Here is a 17,303-nt window from a genome sequence, read left to right as displayed (position 1 = left end):
CGCCCGACCGCCAGCTTCGCCCCAGCCCCGCCAAGGACTTGCCCATGCCGGACCCGCGCCCCGCCACCGATCCGAGGCCGCGCCGCTTCGTCTTCGTTCTGCTGCCCGATTTCACCCTGCTCAGCTTCTCCGCAGCCCTCGAGGCGCTGCGCATCGCCAACCGCATGGCCGACCGCACGCTCTACAGCTGGGTGCTGACCGGCGCCGAGGGCGACAGCATCAGCTGTTCCGCGGGCGTGCCGGTGCGGCTGGACTGCCCGCTGCCCGAACTCTCCCGCGACGACACGGTGCTGGTCTGCGGCGGGCTCGACGTGCATCTGGGCACCACGCGCAAGCTGCTGAACTGGCTGCGCCGCGAGGCCCGGCGCGGGCTGACCATCGGCGGTCTCTGCACCGCCGCATGGACGCTGGCGCGGGCCGGGCTGCTCGACGGCAAGCGCGCCACCATCCACTGGGAAAACCACGACAGCTTCGCCGAGGAATTCGAGGAGGTCACCCTGACCAAGCAGGTCTTCGTCATGGACGGCAACCGGCTCTCCACCGCGGGCGGCACCTCCTCCATCGATCTCATGCTCAAGCTCATCGCCGATGACCATGGCGAGGATCTGGCCAATGCCGTGGCCGACCAGCTGATCTACAGCGCGATCCGCACCGATCAGGACACGCAGCGCCTGTCGGTGCCCACCCGCATCGGCGTGCGCCATCCCAAGCTCGCGCAGGTCATCCACCGCATGGAGGCCAATGTCGAGGATCCGCTCAGCCCGGCGCTGCTCGCCCGCGAGGTCGGCATGTCGACCCGGCAGCTGGAACGGCTGTTCCGCCGCTATCTCAACCGCAGCCCGAAGCGTTATTACATGGAACTGCGCCTGCAGAAGGCGCGCAACCTGCTGATGCAGACCGACATGAGCGTGATCAACGTGGCGCTGGCCTGCGGCTTCGCCAGCCCCTCGCATTTCTCGAAATGCTACCGCGCCCATTACCAGACCACGCCCTATCGCGAACGCGGCAGTCAGGGCAGCCCCGCCGGATCCGCCCCCCGCGCCGAGGACTGACCCCGGCCCCACCTTCTTCTGACCGCAAATATCCCGGGGGAGAAGCCCGGAACGGGCTTCGGGGGCAGCGCCCCCTGCGGCCTCTCCCGTCCCCGCAATCCGGCCGGACCCTCTGCCCGGGCCGCCACCAAATGCCCTTTTCTTTTGCATATGACGCGCATAGGCTCTGGCCAGAGCGCGAGTTCCACTAGGGAGAAACTGAAATGAAAAAGTGGCTTATGGCCTCCGCCCTGCCCCTGTTTGCCGCAGGGACAGCGATGGCGGATGATGCCAAGATCGGGGTCATCATGGGCTATACCGGGCCCATTGAATCGCTGACCCCCGCCATGAGCGACGCGGCAGAGCTGGCGATGATCGAGGTCAATGACAGCGGCAAGTTCCTCGAGGGCGTCACCCTCGTGTCCGTGCGCGCCGACAGCACCTGCGTCGACAGCGCCGCCGCCACCGCCGCCGCGGAACGTCTGGTCACCACCGATGGCATCGTGGCCATCATGGGGGCCGACTGTTCGGGCGTGACCGGTGCTGTCCTGTCCAACGTGGCCGTGCCCAATGGCGTGCCCATGGTGTCGCCCTCCGCCACCTCTCCGGCGCTGTCCGAGGTCGAGGACAATGGCCTCTTCTTCCGCACCGCCCCGTCGGATGCCCGTCAGGGCGAAGTTCTGGCCGGGATCCTGCAGGAGCGCGGCATCTCCTCGGTTGCCGTGACCTATACCAACAACGATTACGGCAAGGGCTTTGCCGATGCCTTCGAGGCGGCCTTCACCGGCACCGGCGGGCAGATCACCCTGACCTCGCCGCATGAGGACAACAAGGCCGACTATTCCGCCGAAGTGGGGGCGCTGGCCTCTGCGGGCGGCGACGCGCTGGTCGTGCTGGGTTACGCCGATTCCGGCGGCAAGGGCATGATTCAGGCAGCGCTCGATTCCGGCGCCTTCGACACGTTTGCGCTTGGCGACGGCATGTATTCCGAAACCCTGCTGGCCGATCTCGGCGGCGATCTTGAGGGATCCTTCGGGTCGGTGCCATGGGCCGAAGGGGAAGGCGCCGATGCCTTCGCCAAGGCTGCCGAAGCCGCAGGCATCGTGGCGGAAAGCACCTATACCCGCGAAAGCTATGACGCGGCGGCGCTGATCGCGCTGGCGATGATGAAGGGCGGCGAGCCCTCCTCGGCGGCGGTTGCGGCCAATCTTCTGGACGTGGCCAATGCCCCCGGCGAGCCGATCCTGCCCGGCGAGCTGGGCAAGGCGCTGGAGATCCTTGCCTCTGGCGGCGACGTGGATTACGTGGGCGCCACCAATGTGGAACTGATCGGGGCGGGTGAAGCCGCCGGGTCCTACCGCTATTACGAGATCAAGGACGCCACTTTCGAGACGGTCTCTTTCAAGTAAGACCGTTCCGACAGGACGACTGGACAGCCCGGGACGGATGCGCCCGGGCTGTTTTACAAAGAACAAAGGCGCCGAAGCGGCGCACCGGGGAGTAAGGACGTGATCCGGGTCGAAAGCCTGCACCGCCATTTTGGCGGCTTCCGCGCCGTGGACGGCGCCAGCCTGACCATCAAGACCGGCTCGATCACCGGGCTGGTGGGGCCCAATGGCGCGGGCAAGACCACGCTGTTCAACGTGATCGCGGGCGCGCTGCCGCCCACATCCGGCCGCGTCCTGATGGAGGGCGAGGACATCACCGGGCTTGCCCCGCACCAGCTGTTCCACAAGGGGCTGCTGCGCACCTTCCAGATCGCGCATGAGTTTTCCTCGATGAGCTGCCGCGAGAACCTGATGATGGTGCCCGGCGGGCAGACTGGCGAAGGGCTCTGGGCCTCGTGGTTCCAGCGCGGACGCATCGCGCAGGAAGAGGCGGCGCTGCTGAAGAAAGCCGATGAAGTTCTTGATTTCCTGACGATTTCCCATCTGAAGGATGAAAAGGCCGGCAACCTGTCCGGCGGGCAGAAGAAACTGCTCGAGCTTGGCCGCACCATGATGGTGGAGGCGAGGATCGTGTTTCTGGACGAGGTCGGCGCGGGGGTGAACCGCACCCTGCTCAACACCATCGGCGATGCCATCCTGCGGCTGAACCGCGAACGCGGCTATACCTTCTGCATGATCGAGCATGACATGGAGTTCATCGGCAGGCTCTGCGATCCGGTCATCGTCATGGCCGAGGGCCGGGTGCTGGCCGAGGGCTCGGTGGAGGAGATCAAGGCCAATGAGGCGGTGATCGAGGCCTATCTGGGCACCGGGCTCAAGAACAAGGATATGGTCGGATGACGGCAGGGCTGCGCCATGGGGGCGCTGCCCCCATACCCCCGGGATATTTTCAGCCGCTGGAAGGGGCAAGCTCATGACCGAGAACGCCACGATGCCTGCCGCGACCCCTTCGGCGCCGGCGCCGTTCCTGATCGGCGAGGCGATGACGGGCGGCTACGGGCGCGGCGCCGACATCCTGCAGGGCTGCACCATCGCGGTGGAGCGCGGCGAGATCGCGGTGATCGTGGGCCCCAATGGCGCGGGCAAGTCCACCGCCATGAAGGCGCTTTTCGGCATGCTGACGCTGCGCACGGGCCGTGTGGTGCTGGATGGCGAGGACATCACCACGCTCAGCCCGCAGGCGCGGGTGGCCAAGGGCATGGGATTCGTGCCGCAGACCCGCAACATCTTTCCGTCGATGACGGTGGAAGAGAATCTTGAAATGGGCGCCTTCCTGCGCCGCGACGATCTGCGCGCCACGATGGAGCAGATCTATGGCCTGTTTCCGATCCTGCGCGACAAGCGGCGGCAGGCGGCGGGCGAGCTTTCCGGCGGGCAGCGCCAGCAGGTGGCGGTGGGCCGGGCGCTGATGACCAAGCCTTCGGTGCTGATGCTGGACGAGCCGACGGCGGGGGTGTCGCCCATCGTCATGGACGAGCTTTTTGACCGCATCATCGAGGTCTCGCGCACCGGCATTCCGATCCTGATGGTGGAGCAGAACGCCCGGCAGGCGCTGGAGATCGCCGACAAAGGCTATGTGCTGGTGCAGGGCGGCAATGCCTTTACCGGCACCGGGCAGGATCTGCTGGCCGATCCGCAGGTGCGGCGCAGTTTTCTGGGGGGCTGAGGCGATGGTCACATCTGCAAGGGCTTGGGCGGGGCTGCTGGCGCTGCTGCTGCCCGCCATGGCGGCGGCAGAGGGCGCGCGGCTTGAGCTGTCCTGCACGCGGCTCAGCCGCTGTGACGGCGCGGGCACCTGCGCGGCAGCAGAGGGTGCGGTCGCCTTCACGCTTGCGCCGCTTGGCGTCGATGCCCAAGGGGCGGGCGGCTATGCCATAGGGCATGACGGCGCGGCGCAGGGCGAGGGACAGGGCGTCTCCTTTGCCGGGCCCTTCCTCTGGACCCTGCCCGGGGGCGCGCGCCACACGCTGGTGCTGAGCAGCGAGACCACGGCGCTTTATCTGCGTCAGGCCGCGGGGGGCGCTGCCCCCGAGATCGACTTTCTGAGCTGCGGGATTCTGCCCTGATGGATGTTCTGAACGCGCTTGTCGCGCTTGCCAATTTCGTGCTGATCCCGGCGGTGGCCTATGGCAGCCAGCTGGCGCTGGGGGCGCTGGGGGTGACGCTGGTCTACGGCATCCTGCGCTTTTCCAACTTCGCCCATGGCGACACCATGGCCTGGGGCACCATGTGCACCATTCTGGCCACATGGGGGCTGCAGGCGGCGGGGATCACGCTGGGGCCGCTGCCCACCGCGCTGCTGGCGCTGCCTGCGGGCATTCTGGGCGCGGCACTGCTGGTGCTGGCCACCGACCGCATGGTCTATCGCTTCTACCGCGCGCAGAAGGCCAAGCCGGTGATCCTTGTCATCGTCTCCATGGGGGTGATGTTCATCTATAACGGGCTGACGCGTTTCGTGATCGGCCCCGATGACCAGAATTTCGCCGATGGCGAGCGCTTCGTCATCAATGCCCGCGATTTCCGCGAGATGACCGGCCTTGCCGAGGGGCTGGCGCTGCGCAGCACGCAGGTGCTGACCGTGGTGACGGCGGTGCTGGTGGTGGCGCTGCTGTTCTGGTTCCTGACCCATACCCGCACCGGCAAATCCATGCGCGCCTATGCCGATAACGAGGATCTGGCGCTGCTGTCGGGGATCAATCCCGAACGGGTGGTGCTGGTGACATGGATCATCGTCGCCGCACTCGCCACCGTGGCGGGGGTGCTTTACGGGCTGGACAAAAGCTTCAAGCCCTTCACCTATTTCCAGCTGCTGCTGCCGGTCTTTGCCGCAGCCATCGTCGGCGGCCTTGGCAGCCCGCTGGGGGCGATCGCGGGCGGCTTCGTCATCGCCTTTTCCGAGGTGGGGCTGACCTATGCGTGGAAAAAGGTCGCGACCTACCTTCTGCCCGAGAGCCTTGCCCCCGAGGGGCTGCTGCAGCTCATGGGCACGGATTACAAATTCGCGGTCAGCTTCGTCATTCTGGTGATCGTGCTGCTGTTCCGCCCCACCGGGCTTTTCAGGGGGAAATCGGTATGAGAACGCTTGCCCTGTTTGCGCTGGTGGCGGCGCTGATCCTTGGCACCGGGCTGCTGCAAAGCTGGAACTCCGCGCTGCTGATCCTGAACATGGGGCTGGTCAGCGCGGTGATGGCGCTGGGGGTCAACCTGCAATGGGGGCTCGCCGGGCTCTTCAACGTGGGCGTCATGGGCTTTGTGGCGCTTGGCGGGCTCGCCGTGGTGCTGACCTCCACCGCGCCGGTGCCCGAGGCATGGGCCGCAGGCGGCCCGCGCCTGCTGGCGGCGCTGGGATGTGGCGTGGCGGTGATCGCGGGCGCGGTGCTGGTCTGGCGGCGCCTGCCGAAGCGGCTGCGCGGCTGGGGGGTGGCGGCGCTGCTCGTCGCCGGGTTCTTCGTCTATCGCGCGCTGTTTGATCCTGCCGCCACGGCGGTGGAGGCGGTGAACCCCGCCGCCACCGGCTATCTGGGCGGGCTCGGCCTGCCGGTGCTGCTGGCATGGCCGGTGGGCGGGCTGCTCGCCGCCGCCGTGGCCTGGGCCATCGGCAAGACCGCGCTGGGGCTGCGCTCCGACTATCTTGCCATCGCCACGCTGGGCATCGCCGAGATCATCATCGCCGTGCTCAAGAACGAGGACTGGCTGGCGCGCGGCGTCAAGAACGTGACCGGCCTGCCCCGGCCCGTGCCCTACGAGATCGACCTGCAGCAGGATCCGGGCTTTGTCGCCCGCGCGGCGGATCTGGGGATCGACCCCACCACCGCCTCGACGCTGACGGTGAAGCTGGGCTATGGCCTGCTGTTCGCGGCGGTGCTGGTCCTGCTGCTGGTGCTGGCGCAACTGGCGCTGAACTCGCCATGGGGCCGGATGATGCGCGCCATCCGCGACAACGAGACCGCCGCCCGCGCCATGGGCAAGGACGTGACCGCCCGGCATCTGCAGATCTTCATCCTTGGATCGGCGCTCTGCGGCATTGCCGGGGCGATGATGACCACGCTGGACGGGCAGCTGACCCCGGGCACTTACCAGCCGCTGCGCTACACCTTCCTGATCTGGGTCATGGTGATCGTCGGCGGGTCGGGCAACAATTTTGGCGCGGTGCTGGGCGGGTTCCTGATCTGGTTCCTGTGGGTGCAGGTCGAACCGATCGGGCAGGCGCTGATGGCGGTGCTGACGGCGGGCATGGCGGATGGTTCGTGGCTCAAGGCGCATCTGCTGGACAGCGTGCAGCACATGCGGCTGCTGACCATGGGGGTGATCCTGCTGCTGGTGCTGCGCTTTGCCCCGCGCGGTCTGCTGCCGGAGCGCTGAGACGGTCGCGCATCGGCGGGAACCCCCGACCGATCCCTGCGTTGCGCTGGCATGAGACACCTGACATGGCACGACCTTACCCGGAACTGGAGCCGCGCGCTGGACACCCTGCGCGCGCGCTTTCCCAATCTTGATACGGAACGGCTGCGCAGGCAGCCGCCCGACCGCGCCCGGCTGGTGGCGCATCTGGCCGAACGCCACGACCTGACCCGCAGGGAGGCGCGGCGCGAACTGGATGACTGGCTGTTTGCGCAGACCCTGCGCGGCGGCACCTCTGCCGGGCTCTAGCCTTGAGCTCAGCCCAGCGAGGTGACCCAGAGGATCGTCGCATCCTCGGGGCTGAGCGAGATCACGTTATGCCCCATGGTCGCGTCGTAATAGGCGCTGTCGCCGCGCCGCATCTCCAGGGGTTCGTAGAATTCGGTGTAAAGCCGGATGACCCCGGTCAGCACATAAAGATATTCCTCGCCGTCATGGCGGATCCAGCCGTCGAACTCTTCCATCGACCGCGCCCGCACCCGCGCGCGATAGGGCAGCATCTTCTTGCGGGTCAGGCTTTCGGCCAGAAGCTCGTGCTCATAGGTGGTGGTGACCTGCCGCAATCCGGCGCCGTCGCGCACATGCACCATCCGCCCCGAGATCTGGTCGCGCTTGGGCGGGGTGAAAAGCTGCGGCACGGAAATGCCCAGACCCACCGCCAGCTTCTTCAGCGCCTCATAGGTGGGCGACATCTGGCCATTCTCGATCTTCGACAGGGTCGAGCGCGCCAGCCCCGCCTGTTTCGCGGCCTGTTCCAGCGTCCAGTCCCGCGCCTTGCGCAATTCCCGCACGCGCAGGCCCAGATCCAGCGGTTCTGGAACTTGCTCCTGCCCGGTATCCCGGGCGATGCGGATCAGGGTCTGCGGATCGCGAGTCATGCTTCGCCATAGCGCTGGCTCGGGGCGCTTGCAACTGCGGCGCAGGTGGCCCTTGCCAGAGCAGGGGCCGCCCGCTTATCCCGGCGGTCATGTTGTCGATCAGCGATGAAGGCGCCTTTGCGCCCTGCCCCGAACCGTTCAATCTGGCCGCGCATGTTCTGGCGGCTGGTGCCGCCACCCCCGACAAGGTGGCGCTGGCCATCCTGCGCCTCACCGGTGCCGAACGCTGGTCCTATGCGCGGCTGATCGCTGCCGTGCGCGGCACGGCGACGGGGCTGCTGCAGGCCGGGCTGAGCCCGGGCGACATCCTGCTGCTGCGGCTAGGGGATACGGTGGATTTCCCGATCGCCTATCTGGGCGCCATCGCGGCAGGGATCGTGCCGGTGCCGACCTCGGCACAGCTGACCGCGCCGGAAGTGGCGAAGATGGTGGCAGAGATCAGCCCCGCCGCCGTGCTGCGTGCGCCGCAGGTGGCCTGCCCCGACCTTGGCCTGCCCGTCTTCGGCCCCGACACCTTTCTGCCATGGCGCGATCTGCCCGCCGCCCCCTATGCCATGGGCGATCCCGACCGGCTGGCCTATCTGGTCTTCACCTCCGGCACATCGGGCCAGCCCCGCGCCGTGGCCCATGCGCATCGCGCCATCTGGGCACGCAAGATGATGATGGAGGGCTGGACCGGCCTGCGCCCCGACGACCGGCTGCTGCATGCGGGGGCGTTCAACTGGACCTTCACGCTGGGCACCGGGCTGATGGATCCGTGGACGCGGGGGGCCACCGCGCTGATCCCCGCCACCGGCATCGATCCGGCGCAGCTCGCCCTGCTGATGAAACGCAATGACGCGACGATTTTTGCTGCCGTTCCGGGTGTTTATCGCCAGCTTCTGAAGTTCCCGCTTCCCGCGCTGCCGAAGCTGCGCCACGGGCTCGCGGCGGGGGAGAAGCTTCCCACTCCGCTGCGCACCGCATGGGAAGAGGCCACCGGCACGCAGATCCACGAAGCCTTCGGCATGTCGGAATGTTCCACCTTCCTCTCCGGCGCGCCCGACCGGCCCGCGCCCGAAGGCGCCTTGGGCTTTGCGCAGGCCGGGCGCCGCGTGGCGATCCTTGGCCCTGATCACAGGCCGGTGCCGCGCGGAGAGCCCGGCCTCATCGCCATCGCGCGCAGCGATCCGGGGCTGATGCTGGGCTATCTCAACGCGCCAGAGGCGACGGCGGCGCGCATGGCGGGCGACTGGTTCCTGACCGGCGATCTGGGCAGCATGTCGGACGAGGGCGCCGTCACCTATCTGGGCCGCGAGGATGACATGATGACCGCAGGCGGCTACCGCGTCTCGCCGCTGGAGGTGGAAACCGCGCTAGCCGGTCTGCCGGGGATCACCGAACTGGCGGTGACAGAGCTGCAGGTCAAGGAAGGCGTGCGGGTGATCGCGGCCTTCTGCATCTCTGCCCTGCCGCTGGACGAGGCCGCGCTGGCGCAGGCGGCGGCAGAGCGGCTCGCCCGCTACAAGCAGCCGCGCGCGTGGATCCGGGTGGAGACGCTGCCGCGCAACGCCAATGGCAAGCTGCGGCGCCGCGCGCTGCAGGATCACGCGCTGTCCTGATCCCGCCCGCCGACCCGACGGCCCTGCGCGCGGCAGCGGTCAGAGCAGAAGCGCACCTGTTCCCAGTCGCGCGCCCATTTCTTGCGCCAGCTGAACGGCAGGCCGCAGCAGGCGCAGATCTTCTGCGGCAGATCGGATTTCTTGCGCATCCGCGCCATGGCAGCCTCCGGGTCGGTCCGGCCAGAGATGGCACGCGCCATGGCCACGTCAAGAGCCCCACCGCGCCGCCCTTATGCCGATGCCATGGCGGGCGTGGCGCGGTCAGGGAAACTGCAGACACGCTTGGACAGAAACAGACGGGCGGGGCTTTCCGGCAGAAGCCCCGGCGTCCCTCGCGCCCTTGCCCCGGAACGGCAGGCCTGTGGCAGGGGGCGATCGGCAAAATCCGCCGTGTTTGTGGCTCGCCCTTCCCGCCGTCGGCCCTGCTATAGCTCGACGGTCAGCGCTGCGACGCGGAGGGTTCGCCCCTTCGTCGTGACGATCCCCCGCGTGCTGTCGGCCCGTGCCTGACCGGGTAGAGAGGCAGGCGCCGTGCGGGGCGCTATACGCTGCTCTTTTGCTTCCACCCGACACCTGAGGCGGGTTCTCTGCCCGGACTGGGAAAGCATACGGGTCGCAGGTCGCCTGACCAACACAATGGCCAGTGCGCCAACGCCATGGCCGGTAGCCTGCTTGAGCAAGAAAAACCCCGCGCCGCGCGACCCATCCGCGGCGCCACTGAGGCGCAAGCGACGTGTGAACACCGGAGGGGGACGCTGCACCGCGCCGGGCCAGCGCTTTGTGCCACCGGAGGGGGACGCTGCACCGCGCAGCACCAGCACCTCGTGCCACCGGAGCGGGGACGCTGCACCGCGCGCCGGGCCAGTGCTTTGTGCCACCGGAGCGGGACGCTGCACCGCGCCGCGGCAGTGCTTTGTGCCCACCGGAGGGGGATGCTGCACGGGACAGACCTGCGCCGCGCCATCACTCGGCGACCGGGACATTGCGGGGATCAGGCTTTCGCTGCCAGGGCTTGGGAACTCAACCCCCCGGTGGATGCAGTGCCATTGGGACTGCCAGCACCCCGCTCAGGCGGCGGAGACCTGTGGCATGTGCGTGGGGCCGTCGCGGCCGAGAGGGATCCCGTCCACCCGGAACACGCGCACGCCTTCGGCAAGGGTCCGGCTGTTCGAAGCAAGCTCGCGCGTGGCGTCGCTTGTCTTGTTGACCATCGCCGCGTTTTTCTGGGTGACGTGATCCAGATGCGAAATCGCGGTGTTGATCTCTCCCAGCGTAAGGGTCTGTTCGCCGATGCCGCGGGCCACTTCGCGGATCCGGCCCGAGATCCGCTCCACCCCCTGAAAGATGTTGCCCAGCTCGCCACTGGCGCTGCCCACCAGATCGACGCCGTATTTGACATGCTGGCTGCTCTGCACGATCAGCGCCTTGATCTCCTGCGCCGATCCTGCCGAGCGCTGCGCCAGCGAGCGCACTTCGGCGGCGACCACGGCAAAGCCGCGCCCGGCCTCGCCCGCCCGCGCCGCCTCCACCCCGGCATTCAGCGCCAGCAGATTGGTCTGGAAGGCGATGTCATCGATGACCGAGATGATCTGCCCGATGGAATCCGACGAGGTCTCGATCCGTTTCATGGCGGCGATCACATCCTCCACCACCTTGTTGCTGCCTTCGGCGGCGGCCTTGGTGTCCTCGGCCTCCCGCCCGACCTCCGCGGCATATTCGGCGGCGGAGCGGACATTCTGGTTCAACTCCTCCACCGCGGCGGCGGTCTGTTCCAGCGTGGCGGCCTGCGTTTCGGTGCGCCGCGACAGATCCTCCGACGTGAGGCCGATATCCTGCGCCACCTGATCGATGGCCGCCGAGACCGACTGCACCTGCAGGATCAGCCGGGCGAAATTTTCCACCGCCAGGTTATAGGCCGCGCCAAGCTGGGAAAACTGCGGATCGGTGATCTGGCTGACCCGGAAGGACAGGTCGCCCTGACGCAGCGCCTCCAGCCCGCGGCCCAGATCCTTGATCATCTCGCGCTGGCTGGTGATGTCGGTGGCGATCTTGGCCACCCGCACCACGCTGCCGCGCGCATCCAGCACCGGGGCATAGGTGGCGCTGATCCAGATGACCCGGTCATCCTTGGTGATGCGGGGAAACTGCGCCGTCACGAACTGGCCGGCGCGCAGATCCTCCCAGAACTGGGCATATTCGGCGGAGTCGCGATAGCCGCGCTGCACGAACATGCGGTGATGCTGGCCCGCGACCTCTGCCGCGGCATATCCGAGCGCGCGCAGGAAATTGTCATTGGCCTGCAGGATCGTGCCGTCAGGCCGGAAATGGATCACCGCCTGTGTCCGGTCGATGATCTGCAAAAGTGCTTCATCCCCGGACAGATCCGCCGGAGGTTTGACCTTCGATTTCCCGAAAAACAGCATCAGCGATTCCCCGAACGCAGCACAGGCATTCCCTGTGATACGCCCGGGAAGGTTTAAAGCAGTTTAAGCCGCGCGCAGCACATCCGCCGCAAGCCGGAAACTGTGGCGCCGCGCCTGCGGATCATGGATCATGCCGGTGAGGATCAGCTCGTCCGGGCGCAGCCGGTCCACCCATGCCGCGATCTGGTCGGCGACCTGCCCCGGCGTGCCGGTGGCCGACACCGCCAGCGCGCGGTCCACCATGGCGAGTTCCGGCGTGCTTGCCACCTCGCGGATGTCGTCCACGGGTTTCGGCAGCGGGCCGGGCCGACCGCGGCGCAGGTTCAGGAAGCCCTGCTGCTGCGAGGTGCGCAGGCGCACCGCCTCTTCCTCGGTATCGGCGGCCCAGACATTCAGCGCCAGCATGAAATGCGGGGCTTCGGTCAGGCCGGGGCGGAAGTTGCGGCGGTAGATGGCGGCGGCGTCTTCCAGCGCGTCGGGGGCGAAATGCGAGGCAAAGGCGTAAGGCAGGCCCAGATGCGCCGCAAGCTGCGCGCCATAAAGCGAGGAGCCCAGCATCCAGACCGGCACCTGCGTGCCCTCGCCGGGGATGGCGCGCACCGCCTGCCCCGCCTGCGGATCCTGAAAGAAGCCGATCAGTTCGACCACGTCATCGGGAAAGCGGTCGGGGCCGGAAAAGTTGCGGCGCAGCGCCATGGCGGTCACCTGATCCGACCCGGGCGCGCGGCCCAGACCCAGATCGATGCGGCCCGGAAACAGCGTGGCCAGCGTGCCGAACTGTTCGGCGATCATCAGCGGCGCATGGTTGGGCAGCATGATGCCGCCCGCGCCCACCCGGATCGTCCGCGTGGCGGCGGCGACCTGCCCGATCACCACGGCGGTGGCGGCAGACGCGATGCCGGGCATGTTGTGATGTTCAGCCAGCCAGAAGCGGTTATAGCCCAGATCCTCGGCATGGCGGGCCAGCTCCACGGTGTTCGCCAGCGCCTCGGCGGCGGTGCCGCCTTCGGAAATGGGCGACAGGTCAAGCAGGCTGTATCGGATGGCGGTCATCGGGGATCTCCTTTGTCGGAGGCTGATATAGGCACCCGCAGGCGGCAGCGACACCCCCCGCGCCGCACAGACCGGGCTGCGTCCCCGCGCAGGCTCAGGCGTGGCGCCACGCGCTGGCGCGCCGTTCCCATGGCTGCACGACAAGATATTCCAAGAGCAGCATCACCCCGGTGAAGCTGAGCGCATAGGCCAGCACGGCGGCAGTGTCGAACATCTGGAAATAGAGGTGGATCTGGAACCCCACGCCGTTGGAGCGGCCCAGAAATTCGACCACCAGCACGATTTTCCAGATCACCGCCAGCCCGTTGCGGGTGGCGGTGGCCACAAACGGCCCAAGCTGCGGCCAGATCACATGGCGCAGCCGCGCGAGGCCCGACATGCGATAGACCCGCGCCATGTCGGAGACGGCGGGATCCATGCTGCGCACGCCCTCGCGGATGGTGACGATGACCATGGCGGTCTTGTTCAGCGACACCGCCACGATCGCCGCTGTCTCGTTGAGGCCGATCCAGAGGTAGCAGAGCACGATGATGACCAGCGCGGGCAGGTTCAGCAGCACCGTCACCCACGGATCCAGCCAGCGGTTGACGCGCGGCGCCAGCCCCAGCAGCAGCCCCAGCGCGCAGCCCGCGACCATGGCAAGCCCGAAGGCCGCCAGCACCCGCCACAGCGTCATCGACAGATGCAGCCACAGCTTGCCGCTGCCCGCCTCGCGCAGCAGCACCTCCCAGACGCGGGCCGGGCCGGGCAGCACCATGGGATCGGCAAAGGCGGCGGCGACAAGCCACAGCCCCAGCAGCGCCAGCAGCGACATTGCGGTCACATGCGCAGGTGCCTTCATCCGCGATCCTTTCCCCTGCCTCGCACCACTCTGCCGCGTCGCGCGGGCCAGCGCCGCACCGACAAAGGTCGCAGCCGCTCAGGGCAGGCGCGGCTCTGCCAGCGCGCCGTAAAGGATCATCACCACCGCGCGCGACGGCGCCTCGCGCAGCGCCTCGGCCAGATCCGCCACGGTGGCGGAGACAAAGCGCTGGCCGGGCTTCGACACCTCTTCGGCCATCAGCGCGGGCGTGTCAGGCGGCAGCCCCGCCGCGATCAGCCGGGCGGCAAGCGCCGCAAAGGTGCGCCGCCCCATATAGACCGCCGTCACCGCTTCGGGATCGGCAAGGGCCGCAAGGTTCATCGCCTCGGGCAGCGCGCCGGTCACGTCATGGCCGGTGACGAACTGCAGCCGCCGCGCGGTCAGCCGCCGGGTCAGCGGGATGGACGCAGCAGCAGCAGCAGCAGCGGCGGAGGTGACGCCGGGCACCACTTCGAAGGGCAGACCCGCTGCGGTGACGGCGGCGATCTCCTCCTCCAGACGGCCAAAGACGCCCGCATCCCCGGATTTGAGCCGCACCACACGCCGCCCCATCCCGGCCTGCTCCACCAGACGGCGGCTGACCTCTTCCTGCTTGGGCGAGGGACAGCCCGCGCGCTTGCCCACGGCGATCATCTCCGCCTGCGGATGGGCCAGATCGAGGATCGGGCCAGAGGCCAGATCGTCGTAAAGCACGGCCTCGGCCTGCTGCAGGCGCTTCAGCGCCCGGACGGTCAGCAGATCGGGATCTCCCGGTCCGCTGGACACGAAACTGACGAACCCGGTCATGCGGCCCCCGTCATCGGATGGGACAGAATGCCACGCGGCAGGCGCGGCGGTGTTCCCCCTGCTAAGCCCGGCGCGGAGGCGGCGCAAGAGCCAGTCCCGCCAGACGGTCGCCACAGTCTTGCCCTCAAACAGGGTTAAGGCCAAGGATAAGGCAAGAGGGCAGACAATGGACGCGACAGAGCAGGACGTGCGGCGGCGGCGGGTGGTCTACATCCCCGGCTATGACCCGATCCATCCGCGCCGCTACCGCGAGCTTTACCGCAAGGAAGGCGCGGCACAGGCGGCCGTGTCGGGTTATGCCCTGACGCTGAAGCCCAAGACCACGCGCGGCCCCTATGGCTGGCAGGTGCAGACGGTGATGGAGGGCGCGCAGACCGAAGCCGAGATCGAGGTGCTGGTCTGGTCCGACATCGTGCGCGACAGCATGTCCGGATCCATCCCCGCCACCTATCTGCAGCTTCTGCGCACCGCGTGGGAATATATCGGCACCGGCGCGCTCTTCCGGCTGATGCGGCTGCGCAAGGGGCCGGTGATCGCGGCGCTCTATCCGGTGGCGATGCTGCTGGCGCAGCTGGCCGTGGCGGTGCTGGCGGGCTGGGGCGTGCTGCTGCTGGCGGGGCTGGCGCGGCCATGGCTGGGCTGGGGCGCCGATCTGCTGGGGGCCGGGCTGGGGCTTGCCACCCTCTGGGCCGTGCTGCGCTGGTGTCAGACCCATGACAACCGCTTCTTCGCCTATTACCTGATGCATGATTACGCCTATTCCGCGCGCCATCGCGGCGCCAACCCGCCCGAGCTTGAGGCGCGCATGGCCGAGTTCCGCGCCACCATCGCGGCGGCGCTGGCCAGCGACGTGGACGAGGTGCTGGTGGTCGGCCATTCCTCCGGCGCGCATCTGGCGGTGTCGATCCTTGCCGATCTGCTGCGGCAGACACCCCCGCCCGCCCATGGCCCAAGGCTTGCCTTTCTCAGCCTCGGGCAGGTGGTGCCCATGGTGTCCTTCCTGCGCGACGCGCACCGGCTGCGCGCCGATCTGGCCTTTCTCAGCACCCGGCCCGATCTGACATGGATCGATGTCACCGCCCCCGGCGATGGCTGCGCCTTCGCGCTCTGCGATCCGGTGGCCGTGTCGGGTGTGGCCCCACCCGGCAAACGCTGGCCGCTGGTGTTTTCGGCGCAGTTCACCCGCAGCCTCAGCCCCGAACGGTGGAAGGCGCTGCGCTGGCGCTTCTTCCGGCTGCATTTCCAGTATCTCTGCGCCTTCGACCGGCCGCTGGATTACGATTACTTCCGCATCACCGCAGGCCCGCTGTCGCTGGCCGCCCGCTACGCGCAGCGCCCGCCCTCGGCCAGCCGGATCGAAACCCCGGTCAACCGCTTCACCGCCACCGCCGCATGATCCCGCCCAAGCCCAAGCCCCGCCCGGACCGCGTGTCGCTCTGGCGCTACATGAAGCTTTTCCGGCAGGATCTGCTCTCGGCGCAGCCGCAGCGGCTTTACCGCGCGTGGATGGCCGAATTCCGCACGCCCTTCTTCCGCTCCTATCTGGTCAACGATCCGGCGCTGGTGCAGCTGGTGCTGAAGGACCGCCCCCGCGATTTTCCCAAATCGAGCCGGATCGCCGAAGGCCTGCGCCCGCTGCTGGGCAATTCGGTGTTCCTGACCAATGGCGAGGTCTGGGCCCGCCAGCGCCGCATCATCGACCCCGCCTTCGAAGGCGGACGGCTGCGCGACAGCCTGCCCGCCATGTGGGACGCCGCCTGCGCCGCCCGCGACCGGCTGACCGCCCATGGCGGATCCACGATCGAGGTGGAGGAACAGACCAGCCATGCCGCCGCCGATGTGATCTTCCGCACGCTGTTTTCCCTGCCGATCGAGGATGCGCTGGCGCAGCAGGTCTTTCACGAATTCCGCGCCTATCAGCGCAGCCAGCCGCTGCTGAACCTTGCCGCCTTCCTGCCGCTGCCACGCTGGATGCCCCGGCTGCACCGGCGCGGCACCCGCACCTCCGCCGCGCGGATCCGCACGCTGATCACTGACCTGACCACAAGGCGGCAGGACCAGATCGCCACGGGCACCGCGCCGCAGGATCTGGCCACCAAGATCATGACCACCGCCGATCCGGAGACCGGACAGCGCTTCACCACCGCCGAAATGGTCGATCAGGTGGCGATCTTCTTTCTGGCCGGGCACGAAACCTCCGCCTCGGCGCTGGCATGGGCGCTGTGGCTGCTCGCCGCCCATCCCGACTGGCAAGAGAAGCTTGCCGCCGAGGCGCGCGCCCTGCCCGACCGCCCCGGCATGGCCGATCTGTCGAAACTGCGCCTGACCCGCGATGTCTTCCGCGAGACGCTGCGGCTTTACCCGCCGGTGCCGATGATGGTGCGCGAGGCGGCACAGCCGGAAAGCTTTCGCGGCCGCGCCGTCCGGCCCGGCGCGCAGGTCGTGCTCAGCCCGTGGCACCAGCACCGGCATGACCGGCTCTGGTCCGATCCCGACAGCTTCGATCCGGCGCGCTGGCAGACCGAAGCCGGGCGCGCCTCGGCCCGCGCCGCCTATATGCCCTTCTCCGCCGGGCCGCGCGTCTGCACCGGCGCCAGCTTCGCCATGGCCGAAGGCGTGCTGCTGCTGGCGGCCATCCTGCGCGATCTGCGGCTTGGCGTGGTGCCAGAGCGGACCCCGGATCCGGTGGCCTTCCTGACCGTGCGCGCCCGCGACGGCATCTGGCTGCGCATCGATCGCCGTTAGCGCCGGACGTTAGCGTTAAACGCGATTCCGCCATCTACCCATCGCGTCATGATTGCTCTATCCCTCAGGCGAACG

Annotated in this window: 17 protein-coding genes; 11 read left to right on the top strand and 6 right to left on the bottom strand. The window is 68.2% G+C overall.

Annotated features, from left to right (window positions below; translation table 11 throughout):
* The first annotated feature begins 44 nt into the window (after positions 1-44).
* The 8 genes from BLR51_RS15470 (at position 45) to BLR51_RS15435 (ending at position 7,129) form a co-directional block, all read left to right on the top strand.
* The gene (locus BLR51_RS15470) at positions 45-1,052 is read left to right on the top strand and encodes a GlxA family transcriptional regulator (RefSeq protein WP_089848619.1); all 1,008 of its coding nucleotides are present in this window, start codon (positions 45-47) and stop codon (positions 1,050-1,052) included.
* Positions 1,053-1,255: 203 nt separating this feature from the next.
* Positions 1,256-2,440, top strand: coding sequence for an ABC transporter substrate-binding protein (locus BLR51_RS15465; RefSeq protein ID WP_089848618.1), 1,185 nt, complete (start codon positions 1,256-1,258; stop codon positions 2,438-2,440).
* 99 nt (positions 2,441-2,539) lie between these two features.
* Complete coding sequence (locus BLR51_RS15460) at positions 2,540-3,319, top strand: ABC transporter ATP-binding protein (protein WP_089848616.1); 780 nt, start codon at positions 2,540-2,542, stop codon at positions 3,317-3,319.
* 73 nt (positions 3,320-3,392) lie between these two features.
* On the top strand, positions 3,393-4,145 hold the full coding sequence (locus BLR51_RS15455) for an ABC transporter ATP-binding protein (protein WP_089848614.1): 753 nt from the start codon (positions 3,393-3,395) through the stop codon (positions 4,143-4,145).
* Between the two features lie 4 nt (positions 4,146-4,149).
* Complete coding sequence (locus tag BLR51_RS15450) at positions 4,150-4,545, top strand: hypothetical protein (protein ID WP_089848612.1); 396 nt, start codon at positions 4,150-4,152, stop codon at positions 4,543-4,545.
* Positions 4,545-5,555, top strand: coding sequence for a branched-chain amino acid ABC transporter permease (locus BLR51_RS15445; RefSeq protein WP_089848610.1), 1,011 nt, complete (start codon positions 4,545-4,547; stop codon positions 5,553-5,555). The genes BLR51_RS15450 and BLR51_RS15445 overlap by 1 nt, the downstream gene beginning before the upstream one ends.
* Positions 5,552-6,841, top strand: coding sequence for a branched-chain amino acid ABC transporter permease (locus BLR51_RS15440; RefSeq protein ID WP_089848608.1), 1,290 nt, complete (start codon positions 5,552-5,554; stop codon positions 6,839-6,841). Before BLR51_RS15445 ends, BLR51_RS15440 begins: the two co-directional genes overlap by 4 nt.
* A gap of 51 nt (positions 6,842-6,892) precedes the next feature.
* The gene (locus tag BLR51_RS15435; RefSeq protein ID WP_089848606.1) at positions 6,893-7,129 is read left to right on the top strand and encodes a hypothetical protein; all 237 of its coding nucleotides are present in this window, start codon (positions 6,893-6,895) and stop codon (positions 7,127-7,129) included.
* 8 nt (positions 7,130-7,137) lie between these two features.
* On the opposite strand, the gene BLR51_RS15430 is transcribed toward BLR51_RS15435, so the two are convergent.
* Positions 7,138-7,758, bottom strand: coding sequence for a helix-turn-helix domain-containing protein (locus tag BLR51_RS15430; RefSeq protein ID WP_089848604.1), 621 nt, complete (start codon positions 7,756-7,758; stop codon positions 7,138-7,140).
* 89 nt (positions 7,759-7,847) lie between these two features.
* Between BLR51_RS15430 and BLR51_RS15425 the strand changes: the two genes are divergently transcribed.
* Positions 7,848-9,359, top strand: a complete 1,512-nt coding sequence (locus BLR51_RS15425; protein ID WP_089848602.1) for a class I adenylate-forming enzyme family protein — start codon at positions 7,848-7,850, stop codon at positions 9,357-9,359.
* Here BLR51_RS15425 and BLR51_RS15420 read toward each other — a convergent pair.
* From BLR51_RS15420 to cobA, 5 genes are all read right to left on the bottom strand, one after another.
* Entirely contained in the window at positions 9,344-9,517 is a 174-nt protein-coding gene (locus BLR51_RS15420; RefSeq protein WP_089848829.1) for a DUF2256 domain-containing protein, read from the bottom strand. The genes BLR51_RS15425 and BLR51_RS15420 overlap by 16 nt on opposite strands.
* A 909-nt stretch (positions 9,518-10,426) precedes the next feature.
* Positions 10,427-11,782, bottom strand: a complete 1,356-nt coding sequence (locus BLR51_RS15415; RefSeq protein ID WP_089848600.1) for a methyl-accepting chemotaxis protein — start codon at positions 11,780-11,782, stop codon at positions 10,427-10,429.
* 63 nt (positions 11,783-11,845) lie between these two features.
* Positions 11,846-12,835, bottom strand: a complete 990-nt coding sequence (locus BLR51_RS15410; protein WP_089848598.1) for an LLM class flavin-dependent oxidoreductase — start codon at positions 12,833-12,835, stop codon at positions 11,846-11,848.
* Between the two features lie 94 nt (positions 12,836-12,929).
* Entirely contained in the window at positions 12,930-13,676 is a 747-nt protein-coding gene (locus BLR51_RS15405; RefSeq protein ID WP_089848596.1) for an ABC transporter permease, read from the bottom strand.
* A 78-nt stretch (positions 13,677-13,754) separates the two neighbouring features.
* Complete coding sequence (gene cobA, locus BLR51_RS15400; RefSeq protein ID WP_089848594.1) at positions 13,755-14,483, bottom strand: uroporphyrinogen-III C-methyltransferase; 729 nt, start codon at positions 14,481-14,483, stop codon at positions 13,755-13,757.
* Positions 14,484-14,649: 166 nt separating this feature from the next.
* Between cobA and BLR51_RS15395 the strand changes: the two genes are divergently transcribed.
* Positions 14,650-15,879 (top strand): hypothetical protein, encoded by a 1,230-nt coding sequence (locus tag BLR51_RS15395; protein ID WP_089848592.1) that lies wholly within the window; start codon positions 14,650-14,652, stop codon positions 15,877-15,879.
* Positions 15,876-17,228, top strand: a complete 1,353-nt coding sequence (locus tag BLR51_RS15390; RefSeq protein ID WP_089848590.1) for a cytochrome P450 — start codon at positions 15,876-15,878, stop codon at positions 17,226-17,228. Before BLR51_RS15395 ends, BLR51_RS15390 begins: the two co-directional genes overlap by 4 nt.
* The last annotated feature ends 75 nt before the right edge of the window (positions 17,229-17,303 follow it).

It is taken from the genome of Salipiger marinus (genome assembly GCF_900100085.1).
GTDB classification, from domain to species: domain Bacteria; phylum Pseudomonadota; class Alphaproteobacteria; order Rhodobacterales; family Rhodobacteraceae; genus Salipiger; species Salipiger marinus.
The sequence above is the reverse complement of the archived record's forward strand: the minus strand, read 5'-3'. Positions and strand labels throughout refer to the sequence as shown.